The organism is Streptomyces rectiviolaceus (genome assembly GCF_039533825.1).
GTDB lineage: Bacteria > Actinomycetota > Actinomycetes > Streptomycetales > Streptomycetaceae > Streptomyces > Streptomyces rectiviolaceus.
Window position 1 is genome coordinate 3,860 of sequence record NZ_BAAAUG010000096.1, and the last position, 20,536, is coordinate 24,395.

At 70.2% G+C, this 20,536-nt stretch carries 23 protein-coding genes and 1 tRNA gene; 18 read left to right on the forward strand and 6 right to left on the reverse strand.

Going from position 1 to position 20,536, the window contains the following annotated elements; genetic code table 11:
* Positions 1–68: 68 nt before the first annotated feature.
* Positions 69–1,670 carry an ABC-F family ATP-binding cassette domain-containing protein gene (locus ABD378_RS26405; RefSeq protein ID WP_344524485.1) on the reverse strand — a complete coding sequence of 534 codons (1,602 nt, stop codon included), beginning with the start codon at positions 1,668–1,670 and terminating at the stop codon, positions 69–71.
* A gap of 187 nt (positions 1,671–1,857) precedes the next feature.
* Here ABD378_RS26405 and ABD378_RS26410 point away from each other — a divergent pair, with 187 nt between their 5' ends.
* From ABD378_RS26410 to ABD378_RS26430, 5 genes are all read left to right on the forward strand, one after another.
* Positions 1,858–2,442 carry an HhH-GPD-type base excision DNA repair protein gene (locus ABD378_RS26410; protein ID WP_344524487.1) on the forward strand — a complete coding sequence of 195 codons (585 nt, stop codon included), beginning with the start codon at positions 1,858–1,860 and terminating at the stop codon, positions 2,440–2,442.
* A gap of 815 nt (positions 2,443–3,257) precedes the next feature.
* Positions 3,258–3,572 (forward strand): hypothetical protein, encoded by a 315-nt coding sequence (locus ABD378_RS26415; protein ID WP_344524489.1) that lies wholly within the window; start codon positions 3,258–3,260, stop codon positions 3,570–3,572.
* Between the two features lie 65 nt (positions 3,573–3,637).
* Positions 3,638–3,796 (forward strand): hypothetical protein, encoded by a 159-nt coding sequence (locus ABD378_RS26420; RefSeq protein WP_344524491.1) that lies wholly within the window; start codon positions 3,638–3,640, stop codon positions 3,794–3,796.
* A 609-nt stretch (positions 3,797–4,405) separates the two neighbouring features.
* Positions 4,406–4,702, forward strand: a complete 297-nt coding sequence (locus ABD378_RS26425; RefSeq protein WP_003955420.1) for a type II toxin-antitoxin system VapB family antitoxin — start codon at positions 4,406–4,408, stop codon at positions 4,700–4,702.
* A gap of 120 nt (positions 4,703–4,822) precedes the next feature.
* Entirely contained in the window at positions 4,823–5,470 is a 648-nt protein-coding gene (locus ABD378_RS26430) for a LytR C-terminal domain-containing protein (RefSeq protein WP_344524493.1), read from the forward strand.
* Between the two features lie 29 nt (positions 5,471–5,499).
* Here the strand turns inward: ABD378_RS26430 and upp are convergent, their stop codons facing one another.
* Positions 5,500–6,135 (reverse strand): uracil phosphoribosyltransferase, encoded by a 636-nt coding sequence (gene upp / locus ABD378_RS26435; protein ID WP_344524495.1) that lies wholly within the window; start codon positions 6,133–6,135, stop codon positions 5,500–5,502.
* A 168-nt stretch (positions 6,136–6,303) separates the two neighbouring features.
* Between upp and ABD378_RS26440 the strand changes: the two genes are divergently transcribed.
* The 9 genes from ABD378_RS26440 (at position 6,304) to ABD378_RS26480 (ending at position 12,084) form a co-directional block, all read left to right on the forward strand.
* On the forward strand, positions 6,304–6,489 hold the full coding sequence (locus tag ABD378_RS26440) for a hypothetical protein (RefSeq protein WP_160505980.1): 186 nt from the start codon (positions 6,304–6,306) through the stop codon (positions 6,487–6,489).
* Between the two features lie 205 nt (positions 6,490–6,694).
* Complete coding sequence (locus ABD378_RS26445) at positions 6,695–7,267, forward strand: tRNA adenosine deaminase-associated protein (RefSeq protein WP_344524497.1); 573 nt, start codon at positions 6,695–6,697, stop codon at positions 7,265–7,267.
* Between the two features lie 90 nt (positions 7,268–7,357).
* Positions 7,358–7,789 carry a tRNA adenosine(34) deaminase TadA gene (gene tadA, locus ABD378_RS26450; RefSeq protein ID WP_344524543.1) on the forward strand — a complete coding sequence of 144 codons (432 nt, stop codon included), beginning with the start codon at positions 7,358–7,360 and terminating at the stop codon, positions 7,787–7,789.
* Positions 7,790–7,891: 102 nt separating this feature from the next.
* Positions 7,892–7,976, forward strand: a tRNA-Ser gene (locus tag ABD378_RS26455).
* 447 nt (positions 7,977–8,423) lie between these two features.
* Entirely contained in the window at positions 8,424–8,603 is a 180-nt protein-coding gene (locus ABD378_RS26460) for a hypothetical protein (RefSeq protein ID WP_344524499.1), read from the forward strand.
* Between the two features lie 69 nt (positions 8,604–8,672).
* Entirely contained in the window at positions 8,673–8,966 is a 294-nt protein-coding gene (locus ABD378_RS26465; RefSeq protein ID WP_344524501.1) for a Dabb family protein, read from the forward strand.
* A 224-nt stretch (positions 8,967–9,190) separates the two neighbouring features.
* On the forward strand, positions 9,191–10,111 hold the full coding sequence (locus ABD378_RS26470) for an RNA polymerase sigma factor SigF (protein ID WP_344524503.1): 921 nt from the start codon (positions 9,191–9,193) through the stop codon (positions 10,109–10,111).
* Positions 10,112–10,356: 245 nt separating this feature from the next.
* Positions 10,357–11,217 (forward strand): RNA polymerase sigma factor SigF, encoded by an 861-nt coding sequence (locus tag ABD378_RS26475; RefSeq protein ID WP_344524505.1) that lies wholly within the window; start codon positions 10,357–10,359, stop codon positions 11,215–11,217.
* A 102-nt stretch (positions 11,218–11,319) separates the two neighbouring features.
* Positions 11,320–12,084: a hypothetical protein gene (locus tag ABD378_RS26480; RefSeq protein WP_344524507.1), complete on the forward strand. Its 765-nt coding sequence runs from the start codon at positions 11,320–11,322 to the stop codon at positions 12,082–12,084.
* A gap of 77 nt (positions 12,085–12,161) precedes the next feature.
* On the opposite strand, the gene ABD378_RS26485 is transcribed toward ABD378_RS26480, so the two are convergent.
* Positions 12,162–12,365, reverse strand: coding sequence for a hypothetical protein (locus ABD378_RS26485; RefSeq protein WP_344524509.1), 204 nt, complete (start codon positions 12,363–12,365; stop codon positions 12,162–12,164).
* Positions 12,366–12,537: 172 nt separating this feature from the next.
* Here ABD378_RS26485 and ABD378_RS26490 point away from each other — a divergent pair, with 172 nt between their 5' ends.
* The 4 genes from ABD378_RS26490 (at position 12,538) to ABD378_RS26505 (ending at position 17,342) form a co-directional block, all read left to right on the forward strand.
* A complete protein-coding gene (locus ABD378_RS26490; RefSeq protein ID WP_344524511.1) occupies positions 12,538–13,017 on the forward strand; it encodes a MarR family winged helix-turn-helix transcriptional regulator in 480 nt (159 codons plus the stop codon).
* 89 nt (positions 13,018–13,106) lie between these two features.
* Positions 13,107–15,560, forward strand: a complete 2,454-nt coding sequence (locus ABD378_RS26495) for an MFS transporter (protein WP_486389305.1) — start codon at positions 13,107–13,109, stop codon at positions 15,558–15,560.
* 160 nt (positions 15,561–15,720) lie between these two features.
* The gene (locus tag ABD378_RS26500; protein WP_344524515.1) at positions 15,721–16,539 is read left to right on the forward strand and encodes a YceI family protein; all 819 of its coding nucleotides are present in this window, start codon (positions 15,721–15,723) and stop codon (positions 16,537–16,539) included.
* A gap of 341 nt (positions 16,540–16,880) precedes the next feature.
* Positions 16,881–17,342, forward strand: a complete 462-nt coding sequence (locus ABD378_RS26505; RefSeq protein ID WP_344524517.1) for a PPOX class F420-dependent oxidoreductase — start codon at positions 16,881–16,883, stop codon at positions 17,340–17,342.
* 20 nt (positions 17,343–17,362) lie between these two features.
* Here ABD378_RS26505 and ABD378_RS26510 read toward each other — a convergent pair whose 3' ends face one another.
* The 3 genes from ABD378_RS26510 to ABD378_RS26520 all read right to left on the reverse strand — a co-directional run.
* Positions 17,363–18,136 carry a TetR/AcrR family transcriptional regulator gene (locus ABD378_RS26510; RefSeq protein ID WP_344524519.1) on the reverse strand — a complete coding sequence of 258 codons (774 nt, stop codon included), beginning with the start codon at positions 18,134–18,136 and terminating at the stop codon, positions 17,363–17,365.
* 96 nt (positions 18,137–18,232) lie between these two features.
* Complete coding sequence (locus ABD378_RS26515) at positions 18,233–19,750, reverse strand: MFS transporter (protein WP_344524521.1); 1,518 nt, start codon at positions 19,748–19,750, stop codon at positions 18,233–18,235.
* A 148-nt stretch (positions 19,751–19,898) separates the two neighbouring features.
* Positions 19,899–20,536: mannosyltransferase YkcB-related protein (locus tag ABD378_RS26520; protein WP_486389304.1), on the reverse strand; the 638-nt coding region annotated here is incomplete at its 5' end.

Genomic DNA, 20,536 nt, shown 5'->3' on the forward strand with positions numbered 1-20,536 from the left:
GGCATCACCCCGGCGGCGGACCGCTCGCGTACGTACGTACGATCCCCGCCGCGAGGCCCGCCCGCCGACTAGGCGAGCGCGACGATCTCCCGGTGGTCCGCGCTCCAGAGGTCCTCCGTCCCGTCCGGCAGGAGCAGCACGCGGTCGGGCCGCAGCGCGTCGATGGCCCCTTCGTCGTGCGTCACCATCACGATCGCGCCCGGATACGTCCCCACCGCGCCGAGCACCTCGTCGCGCGATGCCGGGTCGAGGTTGTTGGTCGGCTCGTCGAGGAGCAGCACGTTCGCCCCCGAGTGCACGAGCCCCGCGAGCGCGAGCCGGGTCTTCTCGCCGCCGGAGAGCACCGCGGCGGGCTTGTCGGCATCGTCCCCGCGAAAGAGAAAGGACCCCAGAACACCCCGCACCTCACCGTCCGTGAGACCGGGCGCGGCGGCGGCAAGATTCTCACGCACCGTCATACCTCCGTCGAGGGTGTCGTGCTCCTGCGCGAAATAGCCGAGCCGGGCACCATGCCCGTGCACCACCCGCCCGCTGTCCGGGAGTTCGGCCCCGGCGAGGATGCGCAGCAGGGTGGTCTTCCCGGCTCCGTTGAACCCGAGGACGACGAGCCTGCTCCCCCGGTCGACGGCCAGATCGACACCGCCGAGCACCCCGCGCCCTCCGTACGCCTTCACCAGACTGATCGCACCGAGCGGCGTGCGCCCGCACGGTGCGGGCTCGGGCAGCCGGATCCGCGCGACCCGCTCGCCCCTGCGCACGGGCTCGGTGGCGGCGAGCATCCGGTCGGCGCGGCGGGCCATGTTCTTCGCGGCGGTGGCGGTGGAGACGTGCGAGCGCATCTTCTCCGCCTGGCTGCGCAGTGACGCGGCCTTCCGCTCAGCGTTGGCCCGCTCCCGCACGCGTCGCCGCTCGTCCGCATCGCGCTGGGCGAGATAGGTGTGCCAGCCGGTGTTGTGCACGTCGAGCGCGGCCCGCCCCGGATCAACCACAAAAACGCGATTGACGGTGTCCGCAATCAGCCCAACGTCATGACTGATGAGAACGAGCCCACCGGGATAGGCCCCGAGGTACCCCCGCAGCCAGCCCACCGAATCGGCGTCCAGATGGTTGGTCGGCTCGTCGAGCAGCAGGGTGTCGTGGCGCGAGAAGAGGATCCGGGCCAGCTCGACGCGGCGCCGCTGGCCGCCGGAGAGGTGGCCCACCGGCGCGTCCATGGTGCGCTCGGGGAGCCCGAGCCCGGCGGCCACGCGAGCGGCCTCCGCCTCGGCGGCATACCCGCCCCGCGCCTGGAACGCGTCGTCCGCGCGGGCATAGGCGGCCATGGCGCGCTGCTGTTCCGCGGCGCTCCCGGCATCAGCCATCGCGTGCTCGGCGGTACGCAGGTCCTGCGCCGCCCGGTCGAGGCCGCGGGCGGAGAGGATGCGGGCGGTGACGGTGCCGTGCGGGTCGGCGGCCGCGGGGTCCTGGGCCAGGTAACCCAGGGAGCCGGTACGGGTGAGGGTCCCCGCGGCCGGGGGGACCTGCCCCGCGAGGGTCTTGAGCAGGGTGGTCTTGCCCGCGCCGTTACGGCCGACGAGGCCGATGCGGTCACCGGGGGCGATGTGGAAGGAGGCGCCGGCCAGCAGAAGCCGGGCGCCGCCGCGGACGTCGATGCGTCGGGCGGTGATCATGAGGTAACGCTCCGCAGTAGCGAATGGGCACACGGGTGACGTGAAGACCGGTGTCCTGGCTAGGAGATGCGGGGCGTAGACATACGGCGAGGGTAGCGAGGGCGACCTCGTGGTCGCACCTGGATTTCCGCCCCGGTCACCAGCCCCCGCCGTGCGGGGCCCCGGCCCAAGCGGGATGATCGACTCCATGGACGTCACCCTGCACCTGGCCCAGGAGCCGGAAGCCGATGAGCTCCTCGGCCGCAGTCCGCTGGCCGCGCTCGTCGGGATGCTGCTCGACCAGCAGGTTCCGATGGAGTGGGCGTTCGCGGGCCCGCATACGATCGCGCGGCGGTTGAACGCGGACGATCTCGACGCGCATGAGATCGCGGCGTACGACCCCGACGACTTCGCCGCACTGCTCTCCACCAAGCCGGCGGTGCACCGCTATCCGGGCTCGATGGCCAAGCGGATCCAACAACTCTGCGCGTACCTGGTGGAGCACTACGAGGGCGACCCCACCGCCCTGTGGGAAAGTGCCGCCTCCGGCATGGACCTCCTCAAACGCCTGAACGACCTCCCGGGCTTCGGAAAGCAGAAGTCCCAGATCTTCCTGGCCCTGCTCGGCAAGCAACTGGGCGTACGCCCTCCAGGCTGGCGGGAGGCGGCGGGGGCGTACGGAGAGCAGGGCGCGTACCGCTCGGTGGCGGACATCACGGACCCCGAATCCCTCCAAAGAGTCCGCACCCACAAACAACAACTAAAAGCCGCAGCAAAGACCTCCACCAAGTAGCCCCGCATCCGCCTCTGCCCGAACAGGCCCTTCCCGCCCACCCGCCCGATTGCCCCGCGGTGCCAAGGGGTGGGTGGGTTGTCCGTGCGGGTGGGGGTGGGTGGGTTGTCCGTGCGGGTGGGGGCGGGTGGGAACTGCTGGGGTGGGTGGGGAAGGAACCCGCCGGGGTGGGGTGGGCAAGTACAGGCCGGGGTGGGCGGGAAACGTAGGGGCCCGGGGTGGGCGGGAAACGGACAGGCCCGGGTGGGCGGGCAAGTACGGGCCGGGGTGGGGCGGGAAGCATGCAGGCCGGGGTGGGGCGTGCGGGTTGGTGCGGGTTGGGGTCAGCGGGCGTCGGCAGGTGCGACGTACCGCAGACGGACGCCCAGGGCCCACGCACCTGCAGTCGGCAGCGCACGCGAGGGGACGTGGCGGTATGTCTGCCCGGAGCACGGTTCGCGGCGCTCCGGGGTCGAAGCAGCCCCGCGGCCACCGGACGATAGCGAGGACGGACATACCGGCGCGGCCCCGCACCCTCAGACGGACCGCGCCGCTGCACGACGCGGCCCCGCAGTCGGCAGCGCACCCGAGGGGACGTGCCGGTTTGTCCGCCCGGAGCACGGTTCCCGGCACTCCGGCGCCGAAGCAGTCACGCGGCCACCGGACGATAGCGAGGACGGACATACCGGCGCGGCACCGTACCCACCCCGCGGAGCGACCCCGCACCGCCGCCCGCCCCGCAGACGGACACGCCCCGCAGCCCCTTCGTAGCCCAAGAGGGCGGATCTCGGCGCCGGGCATCAGCAACCGGGTCCAGCCGGGGGACATGACCCCTCATGAGTCGCGCCGCGTCACCCCGCCCCGCGTGGCTCAGAGCTGCCCTCATCCTCCTGGCCCTCCTCGGCGCCGTCCTCGCCCCCGCAGCCCCCTCCGAAGCCGCCGCCCCCGCCCCACCCGCCGCCGTATCCACCGAGCCCACCGGCGAGGCCCACCAGGACACCACCGACAGCGCACTCCGCGTACCCACGAAACGCCCCACCCCCGTCACCACCCCGGCCACCCGCTCCCGCGAACCCCGCCGAAGCCGCCCCCTCCCCACCCGCGGCCACAGCCACCTCCCCGTCCCACGCTCCGTCGTCCTCCGCTGCTGACAGTCCCCGCCCCGCTCGGGCCAACCACCCCCACCAGCAGCGAACCGAGGACAGGACAGACACCCATGCCCATCGACCCGTACGCGGCCCTGCACGCCCTCCTCCGCGCCGAAGCCGTACGCAACGCACCCAGCCCCAGCCCCAGCCCCGCCACCCCGACCCCGTCGCAGACGGAGGAAGAGGAGCACCAGAAGGAGCAGCGCCCCGAGCCGAACGACCGCTGACCCCACTCCACTCGACCCCACCGGCGCAGACGCCCCGCCTCAGCGTCTGCGCCGGGCCGTCCCGAACACCGACCGGCCGGAGCCGGATCCGGCCCCCTGCGCCTTGCCCCTTCGCCACCGGTTCGGCGACAGCCTCAGCCGCAACCGCCTCCGCCTCCGCCTGACGCACAGTCAACTTCTCGTACGCCGACTCCCGGTCCACCGCCTCCGCGTACCGCCCGTACAACGGCACGTGCCGCCCCACAGGAGCGCGCCGAGATCCAGCGCGGGCCCGGCGAAGGCGTACCCGGAAGCGATCTCCATGGCCTCCTGGGGCAGCGCCGCACCGGCACCCGCACGCGCACCGGCACCCGCACCCGCACCCGCACCCGCACCGGAAACGGCCTCCCCGGAACCCGGCCCTCCGGACGTCACCCCCGCGACCGGCGAAGACTCGTTAGAGGGGTTCGCGGGCCCCGTCGTGGACGGCATCGGCCGGCTGTCGCTCACTTCTGTCCCTGTTCCCGGCTTGAGTGTTCCCGGTATGCCCCGATTTCCGGCGTCATTTCCCAGAGTCGCACTCGGTCGCCATGGCTGCGCCCGGAGAGCCTTGCCCGGTAGGCTTTCCGTGTGATCTTCAAGCGCATCGGAAACGGCCGGCCGTACCCCGACCACGGCCGGGAAAGCACCCGGCAGTGGGCGGACGTCGCGCCGCGCCCGGTCCGCCTCGATCAGCTCGTGACGACCAAGGGCCAGCTGGACCTAGAGACGCTCCTCGCGGAGGACTCGACGTTCTACGGCGACCTCTTCGCGCACGTGGTGAAGTGGCAGGGCGACCTCTACCTGGAAGACGGACTGCACCGCGCGGTCCGCGCCGCGCTCCAGCAGCGCCAGGTGCTGCACGCCCGCGTCCTCGAACTGGGCTGACCGCGGCCGAAAGCCGCGAAGCCGGGCAGCCACGCCCTCATTGGCCCTTTCGGGTTGGACTGCGCCCAAGGCAATGATCATTTAGTAGGCATCGCGGCGTAGTCGCACTACGCTGCGCCCATGAGCATGCTCACTCCCCCCGGCATGGGCGGCAAGTACCGCATCACGGGGGCCAAATATCCGCGTATGCGCCGATCCCGTGGCCCCCGCAGGATCGTGCTCGCGGTCGTCGCATCCGTCGTCGCGGTCGGCCTGATCGGCTGGGGAACACTGCAGCTCATCGACGTCTTCACCGGCGGCGACAAGGCCACGGCTGCGGGCGGGCGCAGCGACTGCGCGGCCAAGCCGGGCCCCTCGGCCAAGCCGCCCGCACCCAAGGCGCTGCCCAAGCCGGGCCAGATCAAGGTCAACGTCTTCAACGCCACGCCCCGCGGCGGCCTCGCCAAGGACGTCGCGGCGGAGCTCAAGAAGCGCGGCTTCACCGTCGGCAAGGTGGACAACGCACCGAAGGCGTACGACAAGAAGGTCAAGGGCACCGGGATACTGCTCGGCGCCCCGTCCGCCATGGACACCGCGCTGCCTGTGCTCGGCACGCAGCTCGCGGGCGCCGAGAGCCGGCCGGACGACCGCAAGGGCGGCGAGGTGGACCTCATCCTGGGCGCGAAGTTCAAGGATCTGGCAAAGAAAGAGGACGCCGACAAGGCTCTGGCGGTACTCGCCGAGCCCAAGCCGACGCCCTCGACGTCCAGCGGCAAGAAGGACTGCTGAGCGCTGGTCTCCAGAAGGACCGCCGAGCGCTAGTCCGCGGTCCCGTACATCCGGTCCCCGGCGTCGCCGAGGCCCGGAACGATGTAGCCGTGCTCGTTGAGCCGCTCGTCGACCGAGGCCGTCACGACCGTCACGGGCGTGCCCGCGAGCTCGCGCTCCATGACCTCGACGCCCTCGGGCGCCGCGAGCAGCACGACGGCGGTGACATCGTCAGCGCCACGCTTGATCAGTTCCTGGATGGCCGCGACGAGCGTGCCGCCGGTGGCCAGCATCGGGTCGAGGACGTACACCTGGCGCCCGGAGAGGTCCTCCGGCATGCGGGTCGCGTACGTCGACGCCTGCAGGGTCTCCTCGTCGCGGATCATCCCGAGGAAGCCCACCTCGGCGGTCGGCAGGAGCCGCACCATGCCGTCCAGCATGCCGAGCCCGGCGCGCAGGATCGGCACGACCAGGGGGCGCGGGTAGGACAGCTTGACGCCGGTCGTCGGGGTGACCGGGGTCTCGATGTCGACCTGCTCGGTGCGCACGTCCCGAGTGGCCTCGTACGCGAGCAGGGTGACCAGCTCGTCGGCGAGGCGCCGGAAGGTCGGTGAGTCGGTGCGCTTGTCGCGCAGCGTGGTGAGTTTGTGCGCCACCAGCGGGTGGTCGACGACGTGGATCCGCATGTCCCCAACAGTAACCGCGCCCCGGACCCACAACCGCTCCCAGGACCGCCCGGACTCCCTCGCGGCCGCCGGGCCCGCCCCCGTCCCGGATCCTCCGGAACGCCTCGCGCTGGCATCAAACCCGCCGTACGGGGGAAAGTGGACGTACGACCTGGGGTGGTGTTGCCCATGCCGGACAGAGAGCCGGGCGGCCGGGAGCCGGACCGCGAGACCGAAGCCGAGCGCCGGCGCCGTCGCGCCCAGTTCCTGCACGAACGGGCCGAGGCCATCGAGCTCCGCGACCGCGTGAAGCCGCGCCGCGCCCGGGCGGCACGGATGCGTCAGCAGATGCGTATGCGCACGTTCCGCTGGTAGCGGCCACCTCTCACGCAGGCAACGGGGAGCCGTCCGCGAAACGCGACGCGGACACAGCGTGCGGAAGACCTCTCCTCAAGCCGTGGTTTCTGCCACGATTCCGAGTGGGCGGGGCTTGGAACAGCAACTACCCCGCTCCCCGAACTCGCCGGGGGGACACCCAAACCGTCAACCGGCACTGTCTATGACCAGTGGGAGAGTCACGGTGTACTTCGCCGCACTGCTCGCGCGCACCGAAGACGGGTGGGAAGCGAGCGACACGGAGCTCGACGATGTGGAGACCCTGTCGGATCTGACCGACCTGGCCCGCGAGGCCACGGCCGGCAGCGCTGAGGACGACACCGTCCTCGTCTTCATCGAACAGGAGGGCGCCTGGTTCGGCGTCGTCCGCGTCGACGGTGAGGAGGACCCTCGTATCTACGTCTCGGACGCGGCCTCGGCCGCCAAGAGTTCGTACGGCGAGATCCTGCTCACCGACGAGATGCTCGGCCGTGAGCCGGGCACCGACGACCCGGGTGTCGACCTGGACGCCCTCGACCTGGACGGCACGGAGGACGGCGAACCCGCCGAATCCGACGCCGCCCCCGATTCCGCCGCCGACGACGACACGGAGGACGCCCCGGGCGACGCGGTGCCCCCGGGGCCCCTCGGCGACTCGGAGCTCCTGATCGATCTCGGCGTGCCCGAGAAGGACCTGCTCGGCCTGGAACCCGGTGACGCGCTCAGCGACATCGCCGAGATCCTCGGGGCGGCGGAGGTGCTCGAGACCGTCCGCTAGGTTCCCCGTGTGACCGACCGGAACGCCCCCATCACCCCACCCGAACCCGACCGAGAAGCAGATCCCGTACGCGATCGCTGGCGGGCACCCATGCGGCTCGCCCTGGCCGAGGCCGAACTGGCCGTCCAGGGCGGCGATGTGCCCGTCGGCGCCGTCGTGCTGTCCCCGGACGGTACGACGGTGCTCGCGGCAGGCCACAACGAACGCGAGGCGACCGGCGACCCGACCGCGCACGCGGAGGTGCTCGCGGTGCGCAGGGCCGCTGCCGCGCTCGGCGAGTGGCGGCTCACCGGCTGCACGCTGGTGGTGACCCTGGAGCCCTGCACGATGTGCGCGGGCGCGCTCGTCCAGTCCCGGGTCGACCGGGTCGTCTACGGCGCGCGTGACGAGAAGGCGGGCGCCGCGGGCTCGGTCTGGGACGTCGTGCGCGACAGAAGGCTCAACCACCGTCCCGAGGTGATCCAGGGCGTCCTCGCGGAGGAGGCCGCCGGGCTGCTCACGCGCTTCTTCCGGGGGCGCTGAACGCTTCTTCCGCGGGCGCTGAACGGCTCTTCCTCGGGCGCCGAGCAGCCGTCGGCCAAACGGATTTCTGACCACGGGGCACTTTGGGCTAGAGTTCCTCTCGGTAGCGTGTCCGAGCGGCCGAAGGAGCTCGCCTCGAAAGCGAGTGTGGGGAAACTCACCGTGGGTTCAAATCCCACCGCTACCGCTCTTGATACGAAGGCCCCGTCCGCGAGGACGGGGCCTTCGTCGTTCCCGGGACCGGCCGGAGACGGACGGACGGACCGGCCGCGCACAGGCGAAAGCCCCGGCGCCGTGAGGCACCGGGGCTCTCTCCCGATAGGACGGGGGGAGCGGCATCGGGGGGACAAACCGCTCCCCCCGATGAGGACTGGAACCCTGGCCCTGCGCCGTCATTCGGGGGGAAGCAGACGGCGCGTGACCCCGCAGTGGGGCCAGTCCCTCGCCCGCGGATTCCTGCCAGATCCGCTTGGGCACATCACCAATCCTGCGCCTCGCGCAACCGGGAACGGCCCGGCAAAGGGCCTCTGCTGCCGGGCCGTTGGTCCTTAAAAGCCCCGTGAGAGCGGGCCGGGTTAGACTCACGCCCGTCACAGAGATCACAGAGCGCAGCAGGTAAGGGGAGGCCGGGAGCGTGGCGGTGCAGTGGAAAAAAGTCGGGCTCTTCGCGCTCGTGGTCTTCATCTTCTACGTGATCGTCACTGATCCGGAGAAGGCCGCGGACTATGTGCAGATAGGCTTCGAGGCGGTTTCGGATGCCGCTCAGAGCATCGGCGACTTCATGACGTGGATCGCCAACGGAGGCAAGGACTGAGCGGCTCGTCCCGCCGTCCCCCCTCTCGTCGTCTCGTCGCCCCGGCTTCCCGTCTTCCCAGGAGTGCGCATGATCCGCCATCTGGTCCTCTTCAAGCTCAACGACGGCGTGGAGCGCGACGAGCCGCGCGTCGTCGAGGGCGTCAAGGCCTTCCGCGCGCTCGGCGAGCAGATCCCGGACCTCGCGTTCTGGGAGTGCGACTGGAACATCACCGACCGGCCCATCGCGTACGACTTCGCCATCAACTCGGCGGTCGAGGACACCGATGCGCTGAAGCGGTACATCGAGCACCCGGCCCACCAGGCGGGCGTCGCGCTGTGGCGTGAGTTCGCCACGTGGGTGATCGCGGACTACGAGTTCTGAGCCAACCGGCTCAGCAGCCCCGCACAAACTGGCCCCTCACCGGAACGGTGAGGGGCTTTTCCGCGTCTCATGCCCCAACTTGCCTCTCAACACGTAGTAATCAGGTGCTTGCACACAGTGCACATGTCTTGTGATGCTATGACCGCTTTTGACGGATGAGTTGACCTACGTCGGCTGATCTTGACTGAGCTCGACAGGACTTGACTGGGCTTGACCGAGAAGGGGTGGCGTTGACCGTGCCGGCCAGTACTGCGCCCGAAGCACCACCCGTGACCCCGCAAGCAGGCAGCAGCCCCGGCGCACCGAGCGCGCCGGGCCCACAGGGCGTGCAGGGGGTGCAGGGCGTGCAGGCCACCCCGCCCACCGAGAGAACCCCCAGCAGCCGGGGCGCCGACACCCGGGCCCTGACGCAGGTGCTCTTCGCCGAGCTCAAGGAGCTCGAGCCGGGAAGCCCGGAGCACGGCCGCGTCCGCGGTGCGCTCATCGAGGCCAATCTGCCGCTTGTGCGGTACGCCGCCGCCCGCTTCCGCAGCCGCAACGAACCGATGGAGGACGTCGTCCAGGTCGGCACGATCGGTCTGATCAACGCCATCGACCGCTTCGACCCGGACCGCGGCGTGCAGTTCCCGACCTTCGCGATGCCCACCGTGGTCGGCGAGATCAAGCGGTACTTCCGCGACAACGTACGAACGGTCCATGTGCCGCGCCGTCTTCACGAGCTGTGGGTCCAGGTGACCGGGGCGACCGAGGACCTCACCACGGCGTTCGGGCGCTCGCCCACGACCGCGGAGATCGCCGAACGCCTTCGCATCACCGAGGAGGAGGTCCTGGCCTGCATCGAGGCCGGACGTTCGTACCACGCAACGTCGTTGGAGGCGGCACAGGAGGGCGACGGGCTTCCCGGGCTGCTCGACCGGCTCGGCTATGAGGACCCGGCACTCGACGGCGTCGAGCACCGCGACCTCGTCCGCCATCTCCTCGTCCAACTGCCCGAGCGTGAACAACGCATCCTGCTTCTGCGCTACTACAGCAATCTGACGCAATCACAGATCAGCGCCGAATTGGGCGTTTCTCAGATGCATGTGTCAAGACTGCTGGCCAGAAGCTTCGCGCGACTTCGGTCCGCAAATCGTATCGAGGCGTAACCGTATCGAGTGGACTGCGTTCTCCGCGGTTCCCGACGTTCTCCCGAGCAGAAAAGCCCCAGACCCCCTCTTTCCTGCATCGATGTCACCCTTCTTTGTCGACATGTAACTACAGCGTGTTGCCGACATGTGACATTCTGCTGGAACCGCGTTTGCCGCAGCCCCACGTCCGGTATTCAGGTGGAGGCTGCGTTCCTCCGACGGGAGCGTCCGCCGGTGACCGTCCGCGACCTCAAGGGGGTGGCATGTCCGCAGATCAGGGCAGCTCGAAGGTGCTCACGCTCACGAAGAGCGAATCAGCGCCCGACGCGCTTGTGAGTTCAGTAGTTTCCGGGGCTTCCGGAGCCATCGACACCCGCACCCTGTCCCGCTCCCTGTTCCTGCGGCTCGCCGCACTCGACAAGGACAGCCCGGAGCGTGTCTACGTAAGGGACACGCTGATCGAGCTCAACCTCCCCCTCGTCCGGTACGCGGCGGCCCGCTTCCGCAGCCGCAACGAACCGATGGAGGACATCGTCCAGGTCGGCACGATCGGCCTGATCAAGGCGATCGACCGCTTCGACTGCGAACGGGGCGTGGAATTCCCGACGTTCGCGATGCCGACGGTCGTCGGTGAGATCAAGCGCTTCTTCCGAGACACGAGTTGGTCGGTGCGCGTGCCGCGCCGCCTCCAGGAGCTGCGGCTCGCGCTGACGAAGACGAGCGACGAGCTGGCGCAGAAGCTGGACCGCTCGCCGACCGTGCCCGAACTCGCCAAGGCGCTCGGGGTGTCCGAGGAGGACGTGGTCGACGGCCTGGCCGTCGGAAACGCGTACACGGCCTCGTCGCTCGACTCGCCCGCCCTCGAGGACGACGGCGGCGAGGGCTCCCTCGCGGACCGCCTGGGGTACGAGGACAGCGCCCTGGAAGGCGTCGAGTACCGCGAGTCGCTCAAGCCGCTGCTCGCCAAGCTGCCGCCGCGCGAGCGCCGCATCATCATGCTGCGCTTCTTCGCGAACATGACGCAGTCGCAGATCGGCGAGGAGGTCGGCATCTCGCAGATGCACGTATCGCGCCTGCTCACGCGGACGCTCTCGCAGCTGCGGGAAGGGCTCATCGGGGAGTGATGACGTGCCCCCTGTGGCTCAACGCGCCGCAGGGGGACCGGAGTTGCTGACGGGGTTCCTAATTGACGACCCGTCAGCCACACTGGCGCGATGCGACGTGGCATGCGAAACGTACTGGGTGCGTCCACGGCTGCCCTGTGCCTGGGCGGCTTGCTGGCGGCTTGTGGCGGCGGGGACGGCGACGGTTATGTGGCTACGGGGCCGGCTGCGGCGAGCCCTGAGCGGGCGCCGGGCAAGGGTGTTGCGCCCACCGGGGACGTGGAGTTCGTACCGCTGGACGGGGCCGAGAAGTCCTCCGGCGGCAAGGGCGGCACTGAGGGCGAGGGCGGCGCCTCCGAACCCTCCGAGCCCGGCTCGGACGCCTCCAGCAGCAAGTCCCCTGGCGGCAAGGCCAGTTCGGGCTCATCGAACACCCCGGACAGCAGCGGCTCCGCCACCGACTCGACAGACGGCGCCAAGCCCGGCCGTACGGAGGGAAGTTCGGGCGGAAGCCCGGAAGCTCCGGAAGGCTCGGAAGGTACGCCCTCCACCCCCGGCGGCAGTTCGAGCGCCTCGCCCAGCGGTCCCGCGAAGCTCAGCGTCGGCGAGCCGCAGCGGAAGGCGGCGGACGACCGCTGGTGCGAGAAAGTGACCGTCTCCTTCCGGAACACCGGCGGATCGCCGGTGCGGTCGGGCACGGTCACCTTCGGTACGCACGTGATCGGCGCCCTTGGCGTTGACTGGGCGACGATCGAATCCACCCGGAAGCTGCCCGCGCTGGACGCCGGTCAGCGGCTCAAGAAGACCTGGACTGTTTGCGTGGACCCGTGGCGGGTGCCGCTGGGCATGCATGTGGAGACGCGGGACGTCTCCGTGAAGTGGAAGTAGGGGTTCTTTACCTGCGGGTCGTCTGTGGCTGGGCGCGCAGTTCCCCGCGCCCCTGACGCCCGCCCCGGCCGGGAGGTCTACTTCAGCGCCAGCCAAGCCACCCCCGCCACCACCGCGATCGCCAGTACGACGCCGATGATCAAGCCGATGCGCGGGCCCGCGGGCGCTGCCGCCGGCTGCTGGCCGCGGCCCTGCGGGGACTCGTCGACGAAGGCGCGGAACATCTGCGTGCTGCCGGCGGGGTCGGGGGTGTTCTGGGGGCCCTGGGGGTTGTGTGCCATAGCGCAGGACCCTAGCGAACCATCGGGGGTCGGCCCAACCCCCGCTGACCACTGACTTTACGAGCGCAGCCCCAGAGTTTTGCCGACTCTTTAGGGCCTTGGTCCAGTTTTAGTTTGCCTGCGGCAACCAACTGTCTCTATCGTTGCCCTAAGCAACAACATAGGAGGTGCCGTGGCCGCGCAGCGTCATTACGAGGAGCTGGCCCGACAGCTCAGCGCCATCGGTGCCGTGAAACGTGGTCTCGGCAGAGGGCTGCCACACGACTGCCCGGCAGGGTCCGCCGCCGTACTCGTCCTGATCGACCGGCACGGAGAGATGCGGATGAGCAGGCTCGCGGAACTGCTCGCCGTCGACATGTCGGTGACAAGTCGCCACGTGGCCCATGTCGCCGAGAAGGAGTGGATCCACCGGGATCCCGACCCCGCCGACAAGCGCTCCCGGATCCTGCGCCTCACCCCAGGGGGCAAGGCCAAGGTCAACGAGCTGTCCGACCTGTCCATCAGGACACTCACCCACTACTTGCATGACTGGTCAGACGACGAGGTCGTCCAGCTCAGCACGCTGCTCGCGCGACTGCGCGACAGCTTCGGGGACTGCCGTGCGGCTTCGGCCCGGCTCCCCTTCGAAGAGACCACCCGTACACCCGCGTAACGAAGAGGAAGCCCATGGCAACAACCACACCATCCGGTGTGCGGGGCAGCCACGCCAAGCACGGAGCGGCGCATGACGCCGGCGCTCCGATGACGCACCGCCAGATCATGGAGGCCCTTTCCGGCCTGCTGCTCGGCATGTTCGTCGCGATCCTGTCGTCGACGATCGTCTCCAACGCCCTGCCTGAAATCATCGGCGACCTGGGCGGCGGCCAGTCCGCCTACACCTGGGTCGTCACCGCATCGCTCCTGGCGATGACGGCGACCACGCCCCTGTGGGGCAAGCTGTCGGACCTCTTCAGCAAGAAGGCCCTGGTCCAGATAGCACTGATCATCTACGTCCTCGGCTCGGTCGTCGCCGGCCTCTCGCAGAACGCCGGGATGCTGATCGCCTGCCGTGTCGTCCAGGGCATCGGCGTGGGCGGTCTCTCCGCCCTCGCGCAGATCGTGATGGCCGCGATGATCGCCCCGCGCGAGCGCGGCCGTTACTCCGGCTACCTCGGCGCGACCTTCGCCGTCGCCACCGTCGGCGGCCCGCTGCTCGGCGGCGTCATCACGGACACCGACTGGCTCGGCTGGCGCTGGTGCTTCTACGTCGGCGTGCCCTTCGCGATCATCGCCCTGATCGTGCTGCAGAAGACCCTGAAGCTTCCCGTCGTGAAGCGGGACGTCAAGGTCGACTGGAGCGGTGCCTTCTTCATCTCGGCCGCCGTCTCCCTGCTCCTGGTCTGGGTGACCTTCGCGGGTGACAAGTACGACTGGATGTCCTGGCAGACCGGCGCGATGGTCGGCGGTTCAATCGTCCTCGGCCTGATCTTCCTGCTCGTCGAGTCCAAGGCGAGCGAGCCGATCATCCCGCTGCGGCTCTTCCGCAACCGCACCATCACCCTCGCCTCGCTCGCCTCGCTCTTCGTGGGTGTCGCGATGTTCGCGGGCACGGTGTTCTTCAGCCAGTACTTCCAGCTGGCGCGCGACAAGTCGCCGACCATGTCCGGCGTCATGACGATCCCGATGATCGCCGGTCTGTTCGTCTCCTCGACGGTCTCGGGCCAGGTCATCACCAAGACCGGCAAGTGGAAGGCCTGGCTGGTCTCCGGCGGTGTGCTCCTGACCGCGGGTCTCGGCCTGCTCGGCACCATCCGGTACGACACCGAGTACTGGCACATCGCGATCTTCATGGCGCTGATGGGTCTCGGCGTCGGCATGATGATGCAGAACCTCGTGCTCGCCACGCAGAACCAGGTCGCTCCCGAGGACCTCGGCTCCGCGAGCTCGGTCGTCACCTTCTTCCGTTCCCTCGGTGGCGCGATGGGCGTCTCGGCGCTCGGCGCCGTGATGTCGACGCGCATCACCGACTACGTGAAGGACGGCCTGGAGGACCTCGGTCCCAAGGCCGCCGGCATGGGGCACGGCGGCACGGGCGGCGGCGGCATCCCGGACCTGGACGCCCTTCCCGCACCGTTCCGCACGGTCATGGAGAGCGCCTACGGGCACGGCATCGCCGACGTCTTCCTGATCGCCGCGCCGATGGCGCTCATCGCGCTCCTGATCACGCTCTTCATCAAGGAGGTCCCGTTGCGTACGTCGGGCGGGCTTGCCCAGGCCGCCGAGTCGGCCGCCGACACTCCGGCCGACGCCCCGGCGACGGCCACCACGGTCGCCGACGAGCAGCCGGTCCTGGCCTCCGTCGGTGCGCACACCGAGGCGGGTCCTGACGGCACGCAGAAGCTCGCCGCGGTCGCCTCGTCGGCCACCGGTGACGCCCCTTCGCAGACCACCGGCGGCGGTACTCCGGTCCACGGCTTCGTCCGCGGCGCGGAGAGCGCCCCGGTCCCGCGGGCCGCGGTCACGCTGATCTCCCTCGGGGGACGGCAGCTGGGCCGTGCGGTCGCGCAGGGCGACGGGTCCTACGCGGTGGACGCGCCGGGCGCGGGCTCGTACGTACTGATCGCGTCGGCCGACGGCTTCCAGCCGCAGGCTTCGACGATCGTCGTGGCGGACGAGCCCCTCGTCTACGACATCCTGCTGAGCGGCACGAGCGGCCTCAGCGGTGTGGTGCGGGCCTCCACCGGCAAGCTGCCGGTCGCCGGCGCGATGGTCATCGTGACGGACGTGCGCGGGGATGTCCTGGCCACCGGGCTCACCGGTGAGCAGGGCGAGTTCACCTTCGCCGAGCTGGTCCCGGGGCAGGTCACCATCGCGGTGAACGCCGCGGGGCACCGTCCGATGGCGTTGCCCGTCGAGGTCGGCGCGGTCGGCGTCACCCGGGTCGAGGTCGAGCTGAACGCCGGTTCGCAGGTGCTTGGCACGGTGCGTGCGGCGGGCGGTCCGCTGAACGACGCGCGAGTCACGCTGGTGGACGCGGCGGGCAACGTCGTCGCCACCGCGACCACCGGGTCGGACGGCGCGTACGCCTTCACCGACCTGGACAGCGGCGAGTACACGGTCATCGCGACCGGTTACCCGCCGGTGGCGACGGGCCTGACCGTATCCGGTGAGGGTGTCGGCGACCACGACATCGAACTCGCCCACCCCGGCGAGTAATTGACCCCGGCTCGTGCGCGCGCTCTGAGCGGACGCTTGCGCACGGGCCGGTGTGGAAAGGGCCCCCGGGCCGGCGGTGACGTTCACGGCAGGGGACGGCCGTGTCACCGCCGCCGGGGGCCGCACTCTTTTTGAGCTTGGCAGCTAGGAGAAAAACGGGATGGGACTCAGCGCACGGATCCGGACGCGTGACGGGTGGGCGGTGTCGCACGCCGTCGTCACCCTGACGGACATGACCGGCGCGCAGGTGCTGCGCGCCGCCGCGGACGGGGAAGGTGCGGTGCGCGACGCCACGGAGCTGCCTCCTGGCCCGTACACCGTGATCGTCACCGCGGTCGGCTACGCGCCCGTGGCCTCGACCGCGCTCGTCACGGCGAGCGGTCGTGCCGAGGTGGGGAACATCGTCCTGGCCCGGCAGGGTGGCACGGAGCTGCCGCCGCCCGGTCCTTGGACCATCGACCCGGCGCACTCGACCGTGGGCGCGGTCGCCCAGCACCTGGGGATCACCAGCGTGCACGGGCGGTTCACGGAGTTCGGGGGGCGGGTGGAGATCGCCGAGGACGTGGAGAAGTCGCGCGTCGAGGCGATCATCAGGTCGTCCTCCATCGACACGGGGAACGGCATGCGGGACGGTCACCTGAAGTCGCCCGACTTCCTGGACGTCGAGCAGTACCCGGAGCTGACGTACCGCTCGACGGGCCTGACGCCGGCCGGTTCGGACCGCTGGACGGTGCACGGTGAGCTCCAGATGCACGGCGTCGTACGCCCGGTCGACCTGGACCTCAGCTACCTCGGCACGGGCGCGGACCCCTGGGGCGGGACCCGCGCGGCGTTCCGGGCCACGGCGGAGCTGCGGCGGGAGGACTTCGCCATGAACTACAACCAGGTGGTACAGGCGGGAATCTCAGCGATCGGCACGACCCTGCGGGTGGAACTGGACATCCAGGCTGTGCAGGGGGATTCCCTGCCGCAGGGCTAGGCGGGGGCGGTGCGGGTTCGTCTTGGGGGCGGTGCCGCGCCGGTATGTCCGTCCTCGCTATCGTCCGGTGGCCGCGAGGCTACTCCGACTGGCGAGTCCTGCGAACCGTGCTCCGGGCGGACATACCGCCACGTCCCCTCGCGAGCGCTGCCGACTGCGGGTGCGTGGGGGCCGATCTTCCCTGGTGTCGCCTCCCCAGACCACCCCGCCTGGCACCGCGGGGCAATCGGGCGGGTGGGCGGGAAAGCTTGTTCGTCCTGGGTCGGATGCGGGGTGAACGGGCGGGTGGGTGGGAGAGGCGCGGCCCTCACAGCTCCGCGCCCCGGCGTAAGGTGCGGGCCATGGCACCCAGCATCGCGACCAACACCACCGTTTCCCTCGATGAGTTGCTCGACTTTGTCCGCCCTCGGCACCGGGCGATCCTGCTGACGGCCCGCGCGGACGCGACCCCGCAAGGCTCTCCGCTGACCTGTGGGGTCGATGGTTCCGGGCGGATCGTGGTGTCTACGTATCCGGAGCGGGCCAAGACGCGGAACGCCAAGCGGAATCCGCGGGTCAGCATCCTTGTGCTGAGCGACGAGTGGAACGGGCCCTGGGTGCAGATCGACGGCACGGCGGAGGTCATCGACTCCCCGGAGTCGGTGGAGCCCCTCGTCGAGTACTTCCGGAACATCTCCGGTGAGCACCCGGACTGGGACGAGTACCGCGAGGCGATGGTGAAGCAGGGCAAGTCCATCATCCGGATCACCCCGGAGCGGTGGGGCCCGGTGGCCACCGGTGGCTTTCCGGCAGCCAAGGCCTAGCGCCGGCGATAGGGCTAGCGCTACAGCGTTGCTTCGATGCCTGCTACCAGCAGGTCCAGGGCGACGGCGAAGTCCAGTTCCCACATCTCCTCGACCGTGGACCCGCCCCGCGCCTCCATCATGTCGGCAGAGCTGTGCAGGGTCTCCTCAAGGGCGGGGTGAGCGCTGACCGCGCCCATCGCTTCCTTGAAGTACTCCTCCGGGGTGAGCCCCGCGGCCGCGCACCGCGCGATGTAGTGGCCCTGCACCGTGCCGAATCCGTACACGAACTGGAAGACCGCGGCGATCGCCCCGGCCTGCTTCTCCGCCGGCAGGCCGGTCCCGCGGACCACCTCCTGCACGGCCAGCGAGAACTTGATCCAGTTCGGGCCGATGTTGAGGAAGTTGCCCACGAGCGGCGACACCCAGGCGTGCCGGACCAGCAACCCCCGGTACTCCTCGGCCAGTTCGCGCAGCGTCTCGCGCCACCGGTCGGGCGTGACCGAATCCCGGGACGGCAGGGTCATCTCCCCGGCGGCCGCGTCCAGGGCCAGTTCGAGGAGGTCGTCCTTGGTGTCGACGTACCAGTACACGGACATCGCCGTGACGTTCAGGTCCGCGGCCAGGCGGCGCATGGAGAACTTGGCGAGGCCCTCCTCGTCCAGGAGACGGACCGTGGCCTCGGTGATGCGGTCCCGGTCGAGGCCCGAAGGCTGGTCGCTCCTGCGGCTGCCCGCGCCGTTCCGGGGGGCCTTGCCCTCCAGCCAGACGCTGGTCCGCGCGGGGCGCTTCGCGCGGTCGGCTGCCTTCGCCATGGCGCACCTTCCTGGTCCTGAGCTCTTGTAGCGGTACCGGTCCTACGGGGTGGGCGACAAACCGGAATCGGCCAGTCCGTCGCCCACCCGTCGATGCTATGCGGACGCCACCGCCGGGTCCGCCTTCGCAGAGTCTGCCCTCTCCGCACGCTTGAGCAACGCGGCTGCCAGCATGCCCCCGAGGAGTACGGCCACCGCGCCCACCAGCTGACTGGTCTCGAGGCCTGAGGAGAACGCGTCGGCGATCCTGGTGCGTTCGGCGTCCGAGCCCGCCGCCGCCAGCGCCGCGGGCAGCGAGACCGCGGAGACGGTGACGAGTGAGGCGAAGCGTGAGTTCAGGACGGCGCCGAGCACGGCCACGCCAAGACCGTTGCCGAACTCCGCGAGCGTGCCGTTGACGCCCGCGCCCACGCCCGCCTTCTCCGGCGGGATCGCGCTCATGATCGCGTTGGCCATGGCGGGCATGGCGAGCGCGATGCCCGCGCCCATCACGATGAGGCCGGTCAGCATCCCGGTGTAGTTGTCGCCGCCTAGTACGGCGATCGCGGCGAGGCCCGCGGAGAGCAGGGTCATGCCGATGGCGATCGTCGCGGGAGTGCTCGTCCGCTTGAGGAGGCGTGCGCCGAGGCCGGTGAGGTTGAGCGCGACGACGGTGACCGCGAGCGGCGCCGTGCGCAGGCCCGCCTCCAACGGCTCGTATCCGAGGACGAATTGGAGGTGCTGGGTGAGCAGGAACAGCGAGCCGCCCATGCCGAAGGCGACCAGGATGGCGCCCGCGACGGCGCCGATGAAGCGCTGGTTGCGGAAGAAGTGCATGTCCAGCATGGGGTACGGGATGCGCAGCTCCCAGAAGACGAACACGCCGAGTACGACCACGCCCACCGCGGCCGCGGCAAGGACCTGCGTCGACGTCCAGCCGTGCTCGGGGCCGGAGATGATCGCGTACACGACCGAGGCCATGCCGATGGTGGAGAGCAGCGCGCCGAGCAGGTCGGGGCGGTCGCCCTGCGGGTTCTTGGACTCGGGGACCAGCTTGACGACGGCGGCGAGCGCGATGAGCACGACGGGGATGTTGATCAGGAAGATCGCGCCCCACCAGAAGTGGTTGAGCATGACCCCGCCCATCAGCGGGCCGAGCGCGAAGCCGAGGGAGTTGACGGTCGACCAGAGGCCGATCGCCTTCATCCGCTCGGTGTCGTCGAAGATCTGCACGACCACCGCGAGCGTGGTGGTGATCAGGAGCGCGCCGCCGATGCCCATTCCGGCCCGCGCGGCGATGAGCTGCGCGGAGGACTGGGCGAGGCCCGCGACCAGCGAGCCTACGCCGAAGAGCGCGAGGCCCGCGGTGAGCATCTTCTTGCGGCCGTAGCGGTCGGACGCGCTGCCCGCGGTGAGCAGCAGTCCTGACTGGACGAGCGAGTAGGCGTTGATCATCCACTGGATGTCGGCCGTGGACGCGTCCAGTTCCTCGGTGAGGGAGGGGATGGCGACGTTGAGGACGGTGTTGTCCAGGAGGACGGTGAGCTGGGCGAGGCAGATGACGCCGAGGATCAGCCAGCGCTGCGGGTGCCCTTGGGGGGCTGTGGGGGTCTCGGCGGTCGTCGTTGCCGTCATGCCTCCCTCTCCTTCTACTTATACGGTGTACGTGTGGTCAGCGACGTACACCGTAAAGCATCTCCCGTACGGCGTACAAGACGGTTTCCGGCGGACATGACGACGGGGCCGGCCGCAGGCGGCGGCCGGCCCCGATGCGTTCGAGCTGTCAGCTCTTCGGCTGGGTCAGGTCGTAGAAGGTCGCGCTGCCGACCGTGACCTTCTTGTAGGTGTCCTCCACCCAGGAGGTGATCTTGGAGGCGGTGCCGCTGTCGCCGCCCATGCCGCCTCCCTGGCCGCCCGAGATGAAGTAGTGGATCTTCCCGTCCTCGACGTACTGCTTGAACTGGGCGAGGGTCGGGGACGGGTCGCTGCCGTTGAAACCGCCGATGGCCATCACCGGGTCGCTGGTGGAGAGCTGGTAGCTCGCCGCGTTCTGCGAGCCGATGGCGGCCGCGGCCCAGGTGTAGTCCGAGGCGTTCTCCTCCAGGAGCTTCTTGGCCTTGCTGCTGACCTGGGCGCCGTTGAGGAGGCCGCCCATGCCGCCGCCTCCGCCCATGCCCCCGCGCTCACCCGTGCCACCGCCGGGGAAGCCGCCCTGCTGGTTCTGCTTGCCCTGCTGCTGGCCCTGCTTGCCCTGGGAGTTGTTGCCCTGCTGGCCGGTCTGGCCGTTCTGGCCGTTCTGGCCCGGAGGCTGGCCCATGCCGCCGCCGTTCTGGCCGCCCGTCGGGGGCTGCATGGCATTGCCCTGCTGACCGTTCTGGCCGCCCTGCTGGCCCGGCGGCTGCATCCCGCCGCCACCGCCAC